At 56.0% G+C, this 15,671-nt stretch carries 13 protein-coding genes and 2 pseudogenes; 8 read left to right on the forward strand and 7 right to left on the reverse strand.

The features are described from left to right. Nucleotides 1–68: 68 nt before the first annotated feature. Genes adhP through CAter10_RS10740 form a run of 3 tightly spaced genes read left to right on the forward strand, consistent with a single transcriptional unit; the run spans nucleotide 69 to nucleotide 4,335 of the window. Complete coding sequence (adhP, locus tag CAter10_RS10730; RefSeq protein WP_061533401.1) at nucleotides 69–1,103, forward strand: alcohol dehydrogenase AdhP; 1,035 nt, start codon at nucleotides 69–71, stop codon at nucleotides 1,101–1,103. A 59-nt stretch (nucleotides 1,104–1,162) separates the two neighbouring features. Further along, nucleotides 1,163–2,728, forward strand: coding sequence for an oleate hydratase (locus CAter10_RS10735; protein WP_231879269.1), 1,566 nt, complete (start codon nucleotides 1,163–1,165; stop codon nucleotides 2,726–2,728). Beyond that, the gene (locus tag CAter10_RS10740; RefSeq protein WP_082797868.1) at nucleotides 2,725–4,335 is read left to right on the forward strand and encodes a L,D-transpeptidase family protein; all 1,611 of its coding nucleotides are present in this window, start codon (nucleotides 2,725–2,727) and stop codon (nucleotides 4,333–4,335) included. The genes CAter10_RS10735 and CAter10_RS10740 overlap by 4 nt, the downstream gene beginning before the upstream one ends. Nucleotides 4,336–4,390: 55 nt before the next feature. Here the strand turns inward: CAter10_RS10740 and CAter10_RS10745 are convergent, their stop codons facing one another. The 7 genes and pseudogenes from CAter10_RS10745 to phaP all read right to left on the reverse strand — a co-directional run bounded on the left by CAter10_RS10745 (nucleotide 4,391) and on the right by phaP (nucleotide 10,323). Beyond that, nucleotides 4,391–5,533, reverse strand: coding sequence for an ABC transporter permease (locus tag CAter10_RS10745; RefSeq protein ID WP_061533403.1), 1,143 nt, complete (start codon nucleotides 5,531–5,533; stop codon nucleotides 4,391–4,393). Then, nucleotides 5,530–7,016: pseudogene (locus CAter10_RS10750) on the reverse strand (efflux transporter outer membrane subunit). Before CAter10_RS10750 ends, CAter10_RS10745 begins: the two are co-directional and overlap by 4 nt. Continuing rightward, nucleotides 7,016–8,101, reverse strand: a complete 1,086-nt coding sequence (locus CAter10_RS10755; protein ID WP_061533404.1) for an HlyD family secretion protein — start codon at nucleotides 8,099–8,101, stop codon at nucleotides 7,016–7,018. Before CAter10_RS10755 ends, CAter10_RS10750 begins: the two are co-directional and overlap by 1 nt. After that, nucleotides 8,098–8,814 carry an ABC transporter ATP-binding protein gene (locus tag CAter10_RS10760; protein ID WP_061533405.1) on the reverse strand — a complete coding sequence of 239 codons (717 nt, stop codon included), beginning with the start codon at nucleotides 8,812–8,814 and terminating at the stop codon, nucleotides 8,098–8,100. Before CAter10_RS10760 ends, CAter10_RS10755 begins: the two co-directional genes overlap by 4 nt. 62 nt (nucleotides 8,815–8,876) lie before the next feature. Next, nucleotides 8,877–9,314, reverse strand: a complete 438-nt coding sequence (locus CAter10_RS10765; protein WP_061533406.1) for a universal stress protein — start codon at nucleotides 9,312–9,314, stop codon at nucleotides 8,877–8,879. A gap of 148 nt (nucleotides 9,315–9,462) precedes the next feature. After that, nucleotides 9,463–9,795: an SPW repeat protein gene (locus CAter10_RS10770; RefSeq protein WP_061533407.1), complete on the reverse strand. Its 333-nt coding sequence runs from the start codon at nucleotides 9,793–9,795 to the stop codon at nucleotides 9,463–9,465. Nucleotides 9,796–9,948: 153 nt separating this feature from the next. Continuing rightward, entirely contained in the window at nucleotides 9,949–10,323 is a 375-nt protein-coding gene (gene phaP / locus CAter10_RS10775) for a TIGR01841 family phasin (RefSeq protein ID WP_061533408.1), read from the reverse strand. Nucleotides 10,324–10,672: 349 nt separating this feature from the next. Between phaP and CAter10_RS10780 the strand changes: the two are divergent. The 5 genes and pseudogenes from CAter10_RS10780 to CAter10_RS10795 all read left to right on the forward strand — a co-directional run bounded on the left by CAter10_RS10780 (nucleotide 10,673) and on the right by CAter10_RS10795 (nucleotide 15,512). After that, nucleotides 10,673–11,118 (forward strand): annotated as a pseudogene (locus CAter10_RS10780) (universal stress protein). A 174-nt stretch (nucleotides 11,119–11,292) separates the two neighbouring features. Beyond that, a complete protein-coding gene (locus CAter10_RS23120) occupies nucleotides 11,293–11,508 on the forward strand; it encodes a hypothetical protein (RefSeq protein WP_205630300.1) in 216 nt (71 codons plus the stop codon). Continuing rightward, nucleotides 11,433–11,651, forward strand: a complete 219-nt coding sequence (locus tag CAter10_RS23125) for a hypothetical protein (protein WP_205630301.1) — start codon at nucleotides 11,433–11,435, stop codon at nucleotides 11,649–11,651. The genes CAter10_RS23120 and CAter10_RS23125 overlap by 76 nt, the downstream gene beginning before the upstream one ends. Nucleotides 11,652–11,660: 9 nt before the next feature. After that, entirely contained in the window at nucleotides 11,661–12,971 is a 1,311-nt protein-coding gene (locus tag CAter10_RS10790) for an NRAMP family divalent metal transporter (RefSeq protein WP_061535288.1), read from the forward strand. A 150-nt stretch (nucleotides 12,972–13,121) separates the two neighbouring features. Then, a complete protein-coding gene (locus tag CAter10_RS10795) occupies nucleotides 13,122–15,512 on the forward strand; it encodes a phosphoketolase family protein (RefSeq protein WP_197467219.1) in 2,391 nt (796 codons plus the stop codon). The last annotated feature ends 159 nt before the right edge of the window (nucleotides 15,513–15,671 follow it).

Consider the following 15,671-nt stretch of genomic DNA (forward strand, 5'->3'; position numbering starts at 1 on the left):
CATCAATAACACCATAGACGGGCGCGGTTACGCTGGCGCCAATCATTTACCCAAAAGAAGGATGCGCCATGACTAACAGAATGCAAGCCGCCGTTGTCGAGCAATTCGGCAAGCCATTAGTGATTCAGGAATGCGACATTCCTGTCGCCGGACCCGGCCAGATACTGGTCAAGACCGAAGCCTGCGGCGTATGCCACACCGATCTGCATGCCGCCCATGGCGATTGGCCGCTAAAACCTGGATTGCCGTTCATTCCTGGACATGAAGGCATCGGCCTGGTTGTCGCCGTAGGAGCTGGCGTGACCACCGTAAAGGAGGGTGATCGGGTCGGCGTGCCTTGGCTCTATTCAGCCTGCGGCCATTGCGAGTATTGTCTTTCGGCGCATGAAACGGTATGCCCGGAAGCGCAGTTTGGCGGCTACACGAAGAATGGCGGCTTTGCCGAGTACATCCTGGCAGATGCCAACTATGTTGCCCATATCCCTGCGGGTTTAGCCGCGGTAGATGCGGCGCCGATTATCTGTGCCGGGGTAACTTCATATAAAGGCATCAAGGAAACCGACGTCAAGCCTGGTGACTGGATCGCAATTTCCGGAATCGGCGGTTTGGGAAACCTGGCCATCCAGTACGCGAAAGTGATGGGCTTGCACGTCTGCGCGATCGATATCGACGATGGCAAGCTGGCCTTGGCCAAAGCCCTGGGCGCCGATCTGACCATTAACGCGCGGGCCGGCGACGCAATAGCCGCCATGAGAGAGGCGACGGGTGGCGGCGCGCACGGTGTCCTGATCACGGCGCCCTCGCTTAGCGCGTTCCAGCAAGGAGTGGCCATGACGCGCAAATGCGGGACCTGCGTCCTGGTTGGGTTGCCGCCGGGTGAGTTTCCCTTTCCTTTGTTTGATGTAGTGGCGAATTGCATCACGGTGCGCGGTTCGTTCGTGGGCACGCGCCAGGACATGGCTGAAGCACTCGCCTTTGCAGCCGAAGGAAAAGTCAAGGCGCAAATCGAATTGCTGCCGTTGTCCGCCATCAATCGTGTTTTCGAACGACTGGAGCATGGCGACGTCGCTTCCCGCGTGGTGATTGATTTTCGCAAGCACTGAGGAAAACGGATCGAACAGGATCACGAATACGGCATGAATTCTCAAGGAAAACAATGATAATGAACAAGAAGGCATATCTGGTGGGAGGCGGCATCGGCTCCATGGCAGCGGCAGCATTCATGATCCGCGACGGCAAGATGAACGGAAGCGATATCACCATCCTGGAGGCAGCTAGCGTTCCGGGCGGCAGCCTGGACGGATGCGGCGATCCGGAGCAGGGCTATTCCATGCGCGGCGGCCGCATGCTGACCTTTGACAACTATGAATGCACCTGGGATCTGTTCAAGTCGATTCCGTCGCTGACGGCGAAGAACAAGTCCGTTTTTGAGGAAACAATAGCATTCAACGAATCGCACAAGTCGAACTCGAAAGCGCGGCTGGTTGATCGATGGCGCGCAAAAATTCCGGTGACGTCAATGGGCTTTTCGATAAAGGACCGTGCCGAACTGCTGCAACTCAGCAATGCAGACGAAGGCACGTTGGGCAACAGCACAATCACCGATTGGCTGTCGCCGTCGTTCTTTGAGACCGAATTCTGGTACATGTGGTCAACCACGTTCGCTTTCCAGCCTTGGCACAGCGCGGTCGAATTCAAACGGTATCTGCATCGCTTCATGCTGGAATTCACGCGCATCGAAACGCTGGGCGGTGTCAAACGGACCATCTTCAATCAATACGATTCCCTGGTCCGCCCGCTGCGGAGCTGGCTGGAAACGGAAGGCGTTCATTTCGTCATGGATTGCACGGTGACCGATTTCGAGCACAGAATAGTCGACGACATGTTCGTGGTCAGCGCGATCCATTGTCGACGACAGGGTCTGGACGAGATGATCGAAGTCGGGCAAAACGACCTGGTTTTCTTTCAAAATGGCTCGATGACTGACGCCTCGAGCTTGGGGTCCATGACGACCGCACCGTCTTCGTTATCGAAGCGTGACAGCGGCGGCTGGGCACTGTGGGAAAAACTGGCGCGGGGCAGGCCGGAATTCGGGAATCCGGCGGTCTTCAATAGCTGTATCGCTCAGTCGTCATGGGAATCGTTCACGGTGACCTCAAAAAGCCTGGCGTTCTTCAATAGCATGCAGGAATTTACCGGCAACGAGGCGGGTACCGGCGGCCTGGTGACATTCAAGGATTCCAATTGGCTGATGTCGGTGGTGCTTCCGCATCAGCCGCATTTTCCTGGCCAGCCTGAAGGGGTAGGGGTATTCTGGGGTTATGCCCTGTTTCCGGACCGTGTGGGAAATTTTGTCGCCAAACCAATGGCAGAATGCAACGGCGAGGAAATCCTGCGCGAGCTGTGCGGGCATCTGCGCTTTGATCGCGACTCACTTGCCCAGGCAATCTGCATCCCATGCCGCATGCCATATATCACCAGCATGTTCATGCCGCGCGCGCGTGGCGACCGGCCATTGCCAGTCCCACAGAAATCAAGAAACCTGGCTTTCATCAGCCAGTTCGTTGAAATCGAAGATGATGTCGTTTTCACAGTCGAATATTCGGTACGCGCCGCACAAACGGCGGTCTACCAATTGCTCTGCGTCGATCGCCAGGTTCCCGCAATCAAGCAGCATGACAAATCGCTTGCTGTCCAATTCGAGACGTTGATCAAAGCGCTGCGATGACCTGGTTTGGCAAGAGGACGAGTGCCGCGGATCGTCGTGAATGGCGCCCAAGAATTGGCATCTTATGGATTGTTGTCCTGTTGTCCGGGCATGGCTGGAATGCATTTGCCGATGAGCGCCTGCCCTGGTTTGAGAATGGCCGTCCAACGATCGATGCAATCCAGGCCGTCCAGATACTGCAGTCCGCGGACCAGGACGGACTCGATCCGGACGACTATCAGGCGAGCGCTCTGGCGCGTATCGTCGATGATGCCAGGCGCGGAACGCGCCAGTCCAGTGAAAGCGAGAGCGAACATTCGGCATTAATGACGCAGGCAATGGAGCAATTTATCTCTGACCTGCATTTCGGCCGCTTGGATCCGCGCGACCTCTATCCCTCCTTCAAGGTGCCTCCGAAGCAGCTGGATCCCGCTGCCTATCTGCGCCAAGCCCTGGCCGGCCATGCCTTGGCGCCGGCCATTCGCAACGTTGCGCCACAGCTGCCGCTCTATGCCAATTTGCGGCAAACCCTGGCGAATTATCGCGAGCTGGCCAAACTCCCGGCTATGCAGCAACGATTACCGCAACTCCCCGCAAACAAGCTAGCTCCCGGCCAATCGTATGCGGGTGTCGATCTGCTTGCGCAAAAACTGTTGGCATTGGGGGACATGGCTATTGCAGAGACGGCCGGCGCCGACTATAAGGGGGCCGTGGTCGATGGAGTCAAGGCGTTTCAAATCCGGCATGGCTTAGGTGGGGACGGCATAATCGGCAAGGGCACTTTTACGGAACTGAATACGCCACTTGCGGAGCGCATACACCAAATTGAGTTGACTCTAGAGCGCCTGCGATGGACGCCGCTTCTGATGAGTGATCGCATGATCGTGGTGAACATCCCGGAGTTTGTCTTGCGCGCCTACGGAACCAAGGATGGCGCCCCTGGAATCAGCATGAATGTCATTGTTGGACAGGCCCTGAACCGCCAGACGCCGCTGATCGTCGAAAACCTGCGATATATTGAATTTAGTCCGTACTGGAATATCCCGACGTCAATCGCCAAGGCAGAAGTGCTGCCGCGCCTGCACCGCGATCCTGCCTATTTCAATCAGCAGGGCCTTGAGTTCGTCGGCAAAGAGGGGCAAGTCGTCACCGAGCTGTCGTCGGCAAATCTCGATGCGGTGATGCGAGGAACAATGCGGATTCGTCAACGGCCCGGCCCCGCCAATGCGCTGGGTGATATCAAGTTCATCTTCCCCAACAATGATGACATTTACCTGCATCACACTCCCGCGGTAGCGCTGTTCGCCCGCCAACGGCGTGATTTCAGCCATGGTTGCATTCGTGTGGAAGATCCGGTGGCGCTGGCAAAATTTGTCCTGCAAGACCAGCCGGAATGGACCGAACAGCGCATACGCAGCGCCATGGACCGCGGGAAATCGGCGACCCTGCGCCTGAAAGAGCCGCTGCCGGTAGTCATCGCCTATGCGACCGTGATTGTGAAGAAAGACCACAAGGTCTATTTTTTTAACGATATTTACGGCAACGATAAAATTCTTGATGCAGCGCTCAGGAAACAGGGGTCGTCAAGGCGCAGTGCGCGCCAAAAAGCATTGTCCTTGCCGAATTGAATACCTTGCCAAAACGTGGATTTTCTCAGTCGGCATCGGCATCAATGGCTGGATCCTATCCCCTGAAAATATCGAAGGGCTCGATCCTCAGGACTTTGCGCACACCGAAATAGCTGGAAATACCGGCGATCAGCAGCACCATCCCGAACGCCAGTTCGAGATTCCAGAAAGTGATCATTGCGGCATAGTTCGGAATCCTGCTGCGCGCGATCGAAATCACCACGGTCACCAGGCCAATGCCCAATCCGTAGCCAGTCAATGAGGTAAAAGTGGCCATGAAAAGTATCATGTAGACCAGCTCCCGTCCTTTTGCACCGATCGCCTTCAAGGCACCGAATTTATCGACATTCTCCAGCACGAAGGTATAAAACGTCTGGCCCGAGATCGACAACCCGACAATAAAGCTGATCGCCGTCATCAGCAGGATATTGGTGCCAATACCGGTCTGATAGGTGTAATAGTCGGATATCCGTTTGTTGAACTCGTTCTTGGTCAGGGCGACATAACCCAGTTTCGCCACTTGCTGCTTGATGCCGGGAATCGCCGCATCATTCTTCGCCTGTGCCAGCACGTAGGAGATAGTGAAGCGTGTGGAAGGGATGTATTGTTTGGCGCGATTATAGGTTGTGTACAGTGTCGGTACGCCATTCAAGCCATTCGCATTGACCTTGGCAATCCCGACGATCACACCGCGATAGTCATTCAGTTCAAACGACGTGCCGATTTTCGGATTTTCGAGTTTGGGAAATTCAACATCATCGACAACGATGAAAGAATTATCCGCGTAGATATCCAGGATGTTGCCTTTCTCCAGCGCCGGGCGACCAAACAGGCTCGTGTCGTCCAAGCCGACGATGGTGACCGATTGATTAGTGCCGCTGCCAAGCCTAAGCTGGGCGCCGCCGATAAACAGCGGCACGGCATAGCTCACGCCATTCATGCTACGCACCGCATCCAGCAGATAATCCGGCATGGGGACGGAGCCGGTCGGCGTATTGACGGCCGGGTCCATGATCCAGATATCCGCACCGATATTGGTGACGGTCGAATAGGCGCGGTTCAAAATCCCAGAAAACATCGCGGTCATCTGCACCATCAGGAACACGGCGAAGGTGATGCCGATCAGCAATGCGGAGAATTTGGCCTTGTCGTTGACCAACAACTTGAAGCCGATCCGTAAAATTCCGCTGTGCTTCATGGCGCTTTTCCTTCCACGATGGTGTCGGGCCGGTTGCGCCAGCCGCCGCCAAGGGCGACGAATAACGCCACAGTGTCTTGCTGGCGCAGGGCGATTGCCTGCAGATAGCCGATGGTGGCTTGCTGATATTGGATATCCGCCGCCAACACGTCCAGATAAGCGGCAAGCCCGGTGCGATAGTTGATTTGCAATAGATGCAATGCGTCCCTGCGGCACGCTGCGATTCAGCCTGTGCCTGCAACGCCTCGGCGTCGTGTTGCAACGCTTTGAGGGAATCGGCAACCTGCGCAAATGCCGACAGAACAACTTGGCGATAAGTGGCGAGCGAGGCCTGGTAAGCGTCAATGGCCGCCTTGCGACCGAACCACAGACTGCCGCCTTTAAACAGCGGAATCGACAGCGACGGCCCGATGCTCCAGAAAAGCCCGCTGGCCGCCGACAAATTGCCGAAACTGCTGCCGGCCACACCGTAACTGCCGGTCAGGCTAAAACTCGGAAACATCGCTGCGGTGGCAATGCCAACGTTGGCGCTCGCGACGTGCAATTGCGCTTCCGCCTGCAGGATATCGGGCCGCTGCCTTACCAGGTCAGACGGCAAACTCAACGGTAAGTCAGACGGCAGCGAGAGCTGGCCCAAGTCGATGTCTGGCAAACTGGCCTGGGACGGCATACTGCCTTGCAGCGTCGCCAGCAGATGGTCGGCCTGGTCGATCCTTTGTCTCAAGGGGGCGAGGGTAGCGCGATTGGCCGCAATCAGACTTTGCACGCTCAAGACATTCGAATAGGCAGAAGTGCCGGCGCTAAACTGCGCCTTGGTGGCATCCAGTTGCTCAGTCTCCATGCCGATCAGCTGCTCCATGGCACGCACCTGCGCCGCATAGGCGGCACGGGCGATAGCCGTATTGACGACATTGGCAGACAAGGTCAGGTATGCTGCCTGGCTGGTATAGCGCTGATTATCCGATTGCGCGCGCAAGCCTTCCACCGTGCGGCGCTGGCCGCCAAATAAGTCCAGCGCATAGCTGATGCTGCCGCTCAGGGTGACCACATTGTAGATCGACCCCGATGACGTCATCCCGTCCACCACCGGCGCGTTGCGCTCATGTACACCGCTAAAACCGGCATTGATCTGCGGGAAAAACACGCCATAGCCAGCGCGCAGATTGTCCTGGCTCTGCCGCAAAGTTGCCTGAGATGCTTCCAGGGTCGGATTGTTGGCAATGGCCTGTTTGACCATGGCGTCCAGCTGCGCCGAATTGAACATCCGCCACCAGTCGAACGGGACTTCGGCGCCTGGAATCAAGCGCTGTGCATTGCCGTCGGCCGTCATGACTGCAGGCATCGGATCCTGCGTATAGCGATCTACATCTGGTGGAGCAGGGCGGACAAAGTCCGGACCCACCATGCATCCTCCTAGCATCAGTGCGGCCAGCAGACCGGCGCATGCGCGCAGCCGAGCCTGGGAGTGTAGGTGAGCACACATCATTTTTTTCCAATATAGACATCCACCTGCTGTCCGGGATAGACCATGTCGAGGCCTTTTTTCGGGAAGCGGAAAATGACCGGCAAGACGCGCAGGTCGACTTTTTCCTGGCGCTGATTGGACAGTTCGATTTTCGGCGATACATAAGGCTGGATACGTACGAATTCCAGCGGCACCTTGAGATCAGTGCCACGAATCGACATTTGCGCCTGTATCTGTGCGGGAGCAGGCAAACGCGAAACCAGGATTTCGTCGATGTAGCAGCGTACCGCAAGATAGTCTTGCGGTGTCCCCATGGTGATCAGCGGATCATTGCCCTGGGTATAGCTGTCATAGCTTCCTAGCGCCGAGACATAGCTGCCGGGCGAGGCGTTGACGGTAAGAATGACACCATCGGCCTGTGCCTTGATGACATATTTTTGCAACAGGGCGTTTGCCGCCAGGTACGCCTGGTTCGCCGCCTCATACTGTTTCTGCTGGTTGGCGATGTCATAGATCCAGCTGCCAGCCTTGGTCAACGCGTACTGCCGGTTCGCCACTTCAAGGCTGGTTGCAGCCTGGCTGACTGCATCCATGGCGGTATCGACGACATCCTTGCTAACCGATTTCGCATCGATCTCGTAGGAAGCGTGGCGTTTGTCATATTGGTCGCGTGCTGCTTTGAGGTTGGCCTCGGCCTGGTCTACCTGCGCTTTGGCAATCGCCAGCGTTTCCTTGCGCGGTTGCGCTTTCAATTCTTGCAGCAGGCTCAGAGTCGCTTCCGACTGCAGGCGCAGCTGTTCGGTGGTCGCTTTCTGTACGGTATCGTCAATTGTCACCAGCGGCGTGCCAGCAGAAACCTGTTGCCCTTCGTGCACCAGCACCTTGCTGACCGCTCCAGCAACCTCCGGAAAGATATTGATGTTCTGGCCGGCGATCTGGCTGCTCTCAATGATGCCATTAGAATAGATGGCAGTCTCATAAGGGCTGCTGACCGGCTTGAACACGGGCGTCTGGGCGGGATGCTGAATGCCCAGGATATACGCGCACACAAGGCCGATAATGATGCCGCCTATCGCCAATCCGAAGATGATCTTGTTTCTCATTCCGTCCCCTTGTCCAGGCCGGTGATACGACCGTCTTCCATGTGGATGATGCGGTCGGCGTATTCGTTGATGCGGGCATCGTGCGTAACGATGACGATGCAGCGATTCTGATTAAGGATTTTTTCCTTGATGAAGGAAATGATCATCTTGCCGGTGTCGCCGTCCAGCGAGGCGGTAGGCTCATCCAGGATCAGTATTTCGGGAGCGCCGATGATTGCCCGCGCGATTGCTACGCGTTGCTGCTCCCCACCGGACAGTTTGACTGGAAGTATTTCGCTGCGCCCGGTCAGACCCACAATGTCGACGTACTTCCTTGCCTCGGCAATCGATTCATTCCAGTTGCGCTGTCTCAGGATCAGCGGAATGGCAATATTCTCCGCGGTTGTCAATCGCGGAAACAGGTGATAGTCCTGGAATACGAAACCGACCTTGGTGAGGCGAAAATCCGCCAGACGGTCTTTGTCGAACTCCCAAATATTGGCACCATCAACCGTCACTGTGCCGGCGTTGGGACGCAGGATGCCCGAAATAATGCTCAGCAGCGTGGTCTTGCCGCTGCCAGAAGGTCCCACGATGAACAGAATTTCGCCGAAGTGGGCAACAAAATTCACATTGTTGACCGCTGTCATCTTGGTGTCACCTTCACCAAACCATTTGGTCAGGCCGGTAGCGACGATCGCTTCCTTTTGCGTTCTGAGGCTCTGGGCATCCATTTTTATTCTCTGGCATGTCTGTCGCAAATCTGTCGCTGCAAAATGCGCGACATTCCCGGTGTCTACCGAAGCACCAATACCGGTATACGGGAATGCGTCAACACTTTCTGCGTCTCGCTTCCCAGCATGAGCGCGCGTACCCCAGTTCTGCCGTGCGATGCCATGACGATCAGATCGCACTCCTTGTCTGCGGCCAGCTTGATGATGGCTTCGTGGGGATGCGCGCTGACTACATACTCGGTATCGCATATGACGCCGGCTTGCCTGGCCTCTCGTTCTATCACTGCAAGGAACTCAAGAGTGAGGGCTGTGCTTTCAATGTCGAACTGCTCCTTGGTACAAGCGGCCATTGCGAATTGGTCGGCGATCACGTGGTATTCAGGAATCACATATACGCCAGTCACCCTGGCATTGATTTCCTTTGCAAAGGGCATGGCGAAGTGAATCGCTATTTCGGATGCCAGCGAGCCATCCGTCGGTAATAGAAGATGCTTGAACATGTCGTCCCTGATTTGAGTTGAATTGATCAATACAGCCACGTGCGATCGAATGACCTGTCTGTAGTGTATGGACGCAATTCCTGGATCGGTTGATCCAGATCAAGACCAGCTGTTTCAGCAGAAAAAAGCTGTAAGCTCAGGCCTGAGCTTACTTGACGGCATCGCGTATTTGCCAGATGGCCAGTATGACAACTGCGCTCCCCAATATGAGCGCGTTGAGGGTCACATATTTTTCAGCGCCGAAATTGAGAGCAAAGGGGGAGAGAATCAACCAGAGTCCAATCAGGATGTTGACTATTTCCTGGCCGCTATCGACTATCCGGCGCGCGGAAATCAGGTTGAAGATCACCAACGCCACGCCGATTGCGCAAGCATTGCTGGCGGCGGCGCTGTCTAGCCAGTAGTCCATTTGCCAAGGAGAGATGGCCAGCCAGCATCCAAGGCCAACGCTTAGCCAGTCTTGCCATCGCACAGTGGTCATTGACGTTCTCCCGATTCATTCGCGCATCAGACGTCTGTATCTTTAGCCGGCATTTCACGCATTGCCGATGATGACTTTCAACGCATGTCCCTTTTCCGCATTGGCGAAGACATCGTAAGCATGCAGGAACCTCCACTCTGCCGACATCTCTTGCTATTTGGCGCCAGTCGACAAGGCGTGCATTTTGTCGACGGTCTTTGCCGCATGCGTTGCGGCGCCTCTCAGCATCTCGGCCTGGGTACAAGACACGATGTCGGCCATATGATGGCCATAGTGGCAAGCTTGCTCAGCGGCTGGCCGCATTTGAGCGGATCTCAGCAATAGCCATTCTTGAGGGGTGGTCGCGGACATCATTTGCTGCGAGGCATTCGCCGACGCCGTCATTGATGCCTTCATCGCATCCAGGTTCAGGTTGGTTGCCTTCACCATGCCATCCAGCGCGGCCTCAGTCAGTTCGGCCATTGCCGCAAATTGAGCTTCGCATGCGGTCTTCATCATGGTCGAAATGGGTTCCAAAAGCGGAAACATGGTATCTCCTTGTCAAAATGGAAATGATCTAATGCGCCAGGCCAGCACATGCCATATCTGCCGTTATTGTGTGCTTTAGTCGCCGGACGCAATTGATGCATATCAAATTTGCGGCACAAAACTGCTGGCTTACGGAACCGCGCGATCGGGCGGACCAGGAAATGCCTGTCTCTCACTGGCGAATCGTCTTCGATTTGATGTAGGTCAAGTGATGTATTGGCCGACCCTATAGGATTCAATGCGTCACGCCGCTGCTTGCCATCCAGACAGCTGATGCACTGAAAACAACGGCATCGCAAGGATCAAGCGGCACGGTTGGCCTTTTCATCTGACATTCAGGACACCTACCATGTACACCAAAATATTAGTTCCGATCGACGGCAGCCCGACTTCCGACTGCGCGGTGGCGGAGGCCGCAAAGCTTGCTGCAATTTGCTCTGCGCGCGTGCGCCTGCTTCATGTGATTGATATGGCCATCTACACCAGCGGTTTTGAGCAGGCGGAAGTCTATATCAATCAAATTCGGCCACTCGAGTTGCAAGCATCCAAGGAGTTGCTCGCCCGCGGGCAAGCCGTCCTGGAAGCCGCCAACATCCCGGTCGATACCGAACTCAGGGAAAGCGTTGGCGGGCGCGTCGCCACCATCATCGTTGAACGCGCTGCGGCGTGGGCGCCGACGTCATCGTAATGGGAACGCATGGCCGGCGCGGCATGGGACGCTTGCTAATGGGTAGCGATGCCGAACTGGTGGTGCGGACATCGCCTGTGCCTGTGCTGTTGGTCAAATCCGTATAGTTTTTTCAGTCCACGATCCTTCAGGAGCAGTTCATGAAAACCTCGCATTCGCCAGTCTATGTATTCAGTACCCACGAGGCCGCCGAACAGGCGATCCGTTCTTTGAGCCAGACCGGCTTCGACGTTAGAAAATTGTCTCTCGTTGGCAGGGGATACCATAGTGAGGAGCATCCAGTGGGATTTCGCACCGTGGGAGAAAGAATCCGCTCCTGGGGTGGGGTAGGGGCGTTGTTCGGCGGCGTGTGGGGCTTGCTGCTGGCGCCGACCGTCTTCTTCTTTTTGCCCGGATTGGGGTTGATGGCGACAGCCGGCCTTTGGTATCTGCACTGGTCGGCGCGTTCGAAGGTGCGCTGTTCGTCGGTGGTGCCTCGGCCTTGGGCGCTGCATTGACTGAGGTCGGCGTGGCCGAAGATCAGGTAATCAAGTACGAAACGGCCCTGAAGGTCGACAAATATCTGTTGATCGTCCATGGCAGCGCCGAGGAGCTGCTGAAGGCCGATTCGGTCCTGGCCGACATCGCCGCAACTGCCTGACGCATGAAAATGCCCAACGCGGACTCTGGCGCCCCGGTTCCAGCCAACGGTCTGCGTATCTTGTGGGATCGTCTGAAAGAACATCCTTTGGCCCGCGTCGGGCCCGGATTGATCACCGGCGTTGCCGATGACGATCCCAGCGGCATCGCCACCTATTCGCAGGCAGGCGCCCAATTCGGACTCAATATGCTGTGGACCATGCCGCTGGCGTTTCCATTAATGTCGGCAATCCAGTCCATGTGCGGGTGCATCGGCCGGGTCACCGGTAAAGGATTGGCCGCCAACATCAAGGATTCGTTTCCCCCAGTTGTGTTGCTGACGGTTGTGTCGTTGCTCCTGGTCGCCAATATTCTCAATATCGCAGCAGATGTCGCCGCCATGGGAGAGGTAGCCGAGCTGGTTACAGGATTCAACCGTCATCTGATGACAGCGTTTTTTGTATTTGCCACGTTACTGCTGCAAGTATTCATCCCCTATCATCGCTACGTATCCTTCCTGAAATGGCTGACGCTCTCCCTGCTGGCCTACGCCGCAGTCCTGTTCACAGTTCATGTCCCCTGGGGAGAAGTGGCGCTGCGTACTGTCTGGCCGAAATTCGCATTTAATTCCACGACTGCCGCCGTGATCGTCGGCGTCTTTGGCACCACCATCAGTCCCTATCTTTTTTTCTGGCAGGCGTCGGAAGAAGTTGAAGATATGCAGGCAAAACCCGGCGCTGTCGCGCTGGCTAGTGACGGCAAGGACCCCGATCAGGAACTGCGACGCATCCAATGGGATACATGGAGCGGCATGTTTTATTCCGACATCACCGCGTTCTTCATTATCCTGGCGACGGCGGTCACGCTCCACGTTGCCGGCATCACAGACATCGACACCGCCGCCCAGGCCGCCAGCGCACTCAGGCCTCTTGCTGGAGATTTCGCCTATATCCTGTTCGCCCTTGGCATTCTAGGCGTCGGCATGATCGGGGTGCCTGTACTGGCCGGCTCTGCCGGTTATGCGCTGTCGGAGGCAATGGGTTGGCGGTCCGGGTTGGAACGCAAGGCCAGTGATGCAATCGGGTTTTATAGCGTGATCGCCATCAGCGTGCTGGCGGGGCTCGCCATCCAGTATTCGCCGATCAGCCCGATGAAGGCGTTGTTCTGGAGTGCGGTCATCAATGGCGTCGTCGCTGTGCCTTTAATGATCGTGATCATCCTGTTGGTTTCAAAAAAATCCGTGATGGGAAAGTTTACTGCTGGCCGATTGACAACAGTGCTCGGATGGATTGCTACCGCGGTGATGGGAGCGGCGGCGATACGGATGTTTGTTCCAGGTTAGGTCTGCAGAATCCGATCGGAATCGCAATTCTTCGCCGCGCGCTCAGTCTGTTCGCCAGCGAACTAACAGAACGATGGCTTCGGCCCACAATACATGGCTCGCGTTGCGGCAACATGTGCCTTAAACCAGCAACACTAAAAGGATGCTCCTGTGATAACGGACCAACCCACGCTCTCGGATCGGCCGCTGGTGCCAGAACTGCTGCGCAAGATGCATGCCTATTGGCGGGCGGCCAACTACTTGTCAGTCGGGCAGATTTATCTCTACGACAATCCACTGCTGAAAGAGCCGTTGCAACTCGCGCACATCAAGCCACGCTTGCTGGGCCATTGGGGTACCACGCCAGGGTTGAATTTCGTCTATATACACCTGAACCGTATCATCAAACGGCAGGACCTCAACGTCATCTACATCGCCGGTCCAGGTCATGGTGGTCCTGGCCTGGTCGCGAATACCTATCTGGAAGGCTGTTACAGCGAGACATATCCCGATATTTCACAAGACGAGGAGGGCATGAAAAAACTGTTCAAACAGTTTTCCTTCCCCGGCGGGATCCCCAGCCATGTGGCGCCGGAAACACCGGGTTCAATCCACGAGGGAGGGGAGTTGGGTTATTCGCTGTCGCATGCTTTCGGCGCGGCGTTTGACAACCCCGATTTGCTGGTTGCATGCGTCGTGGGAGACGGCGAAGCGGAAACCGGGCCACTGGCAACCAGCTGGCATTCGAACAAATTTCTCAACCCCGTGTGTGATGGCGCGGTGCTACCGATCCTGCACTTGAACGGCTACAAGATCGCCGGCCCAACCGTACTGGCCCGCATTCCGCACGACGAACTTGAATCATTGTTTCGCGGCTACGGCTATACACCTTATTTTGTAGAGGGCGATGATCCGGTCGAGATGCATCAATTGATGGCAGCGACACTGGATAAGGTGGTTACCCGGATTCACGATATCCAGCGCGATGCCCGCACCAATGGTTTCAAGCAGCGGCCAAGCTGGCCGATGATTATCCTGCGTTCGCCCAAAGGTTGGACAGGCCCCAAGATAGTCGACGACAAACCGGTCGAAGGGACGTTCCGGGCGCATCAAGTACCCATCGCCGATATGCAACGTCCCGGACACGTGGCATTGCTTGAACAATGGATGAAGAGCTACCACGCAGAAGAACTGTTCGACAAGAAAGGACGTTTGAACGCCGAGCTGGCCGAGCTGGCGCCCTTGGGTAGTCGTCGCATGGGGGCAAATCCACATGCAAATGGCGGTGCTCTCCTGCATGATTTGCGACTGCCAGATTTCCGTCACTATGCTGTTGATGTGCCGGCCCCTGGCGCAACGACAGCAGAAGCAACCAGGGTGCAAGGAGAATTCATCCGCGATATCGTCAGGCTGAATCCTCACACCTTCCGCGTCTTCAGTCCCGATGAAACCGCCTCGAACCGTTGGGGCGATGTATTTGAGGTCAGCAACCGCTGTTCAACTGCTGAAATCATCGACATTGACGATCATGTGGCCGCCGATGGCCGGGTGATGGAGATGCTGAGTGAAAATCAATGCGAAGGTTGGCTGGAAGGTTATCTGCTGACCGGCCGCCACGGTTTTTTTTCGTGCTACGAAGCATTCATCCATATTGTCGATTCGATGTTCAATCAGCACGCCAAGTGGCTCAAGGCCGCGAATCATATTCCCTGGCGGCGTCCCATCGCGTCGTTGAACTACCTGCTGTCGTCGCACGTCTGGCGGCAGGATCACAACGGTGCCAGTCATCAGGATCCCGGTTTCATCGATCATGTGATCAACAAGAAAGCCGAGGTCATCCGGGTTTATCTGCCGCCCGACGCCAACACGCTCTTGTCGGTGACCGATCATTGCCTGCGTAGCCGCAACTACATCAACGTCATTGTTGCCGGCAAACAGCCGGAGATGCAATGGCTGGACATGACTGCAGCACTCCAGCATTGCGCTGCCGGCATCGGCATCTGGGAATGGGCCAGCAATGACAAAGGCGGTGAGCCGGACGTGGTCATGGCTTGCGCAGGCGACGTACCCACTCTTGAAACTCTGGCCGCAGTTGCTTTGCTGCGCAAACATTTCCCTGAACTCAAGGTGCGCGTCATTAATGTTGTCGATCTAATGAGATTGCAACCGAAAAGCGCCCATCCGCACGGTTTGGACGACCGCGATTTCGACGAGCTGTTCACCGTCGACAAGCCAGTTATCTTTGCCTACCATGGCTACCCGGCCCTGATCCATCGCCTCACATACCGGCGTACAAACCATAAAAACCTGCATGTTCATGGCTACAAGGAGGAGGGCACGACGACCACGCCGTTCGACATGGTGGTGCTCAACGAACTGGACCGGTTCCATCTTTTTGCCGACGTCGTTGACCGTCTGCCGCAATTGGCGGCGCAAGCGACATATGCCAAACAGTTCGTGCGCGACAGATTGTTTGCACACAGGAACTACATTGAACAATATGGCGAAGATATGCCGGAGATACGAAACTGGAAGTGGGTGAATGATAGTGACAAGGGGTGATCAACGTCGAGCGCGCTCAGTCCGTAACGACCAGACCGGACAGATACTGCCCGTCGCTCACATGCTCCATCCATTCGACGTTCTTGCCGGCATCTCGGTGATGGCACTTTATGATCCCCTTGTCGCACCACCCTTTAATTTCCAAAGAGAAACTCTTGA

Origin of the sequence: Collimonas arenae (genome assembly GCF_001584165.1) — a bacterium.
Taxonomy (GTDB): domain Bacteria; phylum Pseudomonadota; class Gammaproteobacteria; order Burkholderiales; family Burkholderiaceae_D; genus Collimonas; species Collimonas arenae.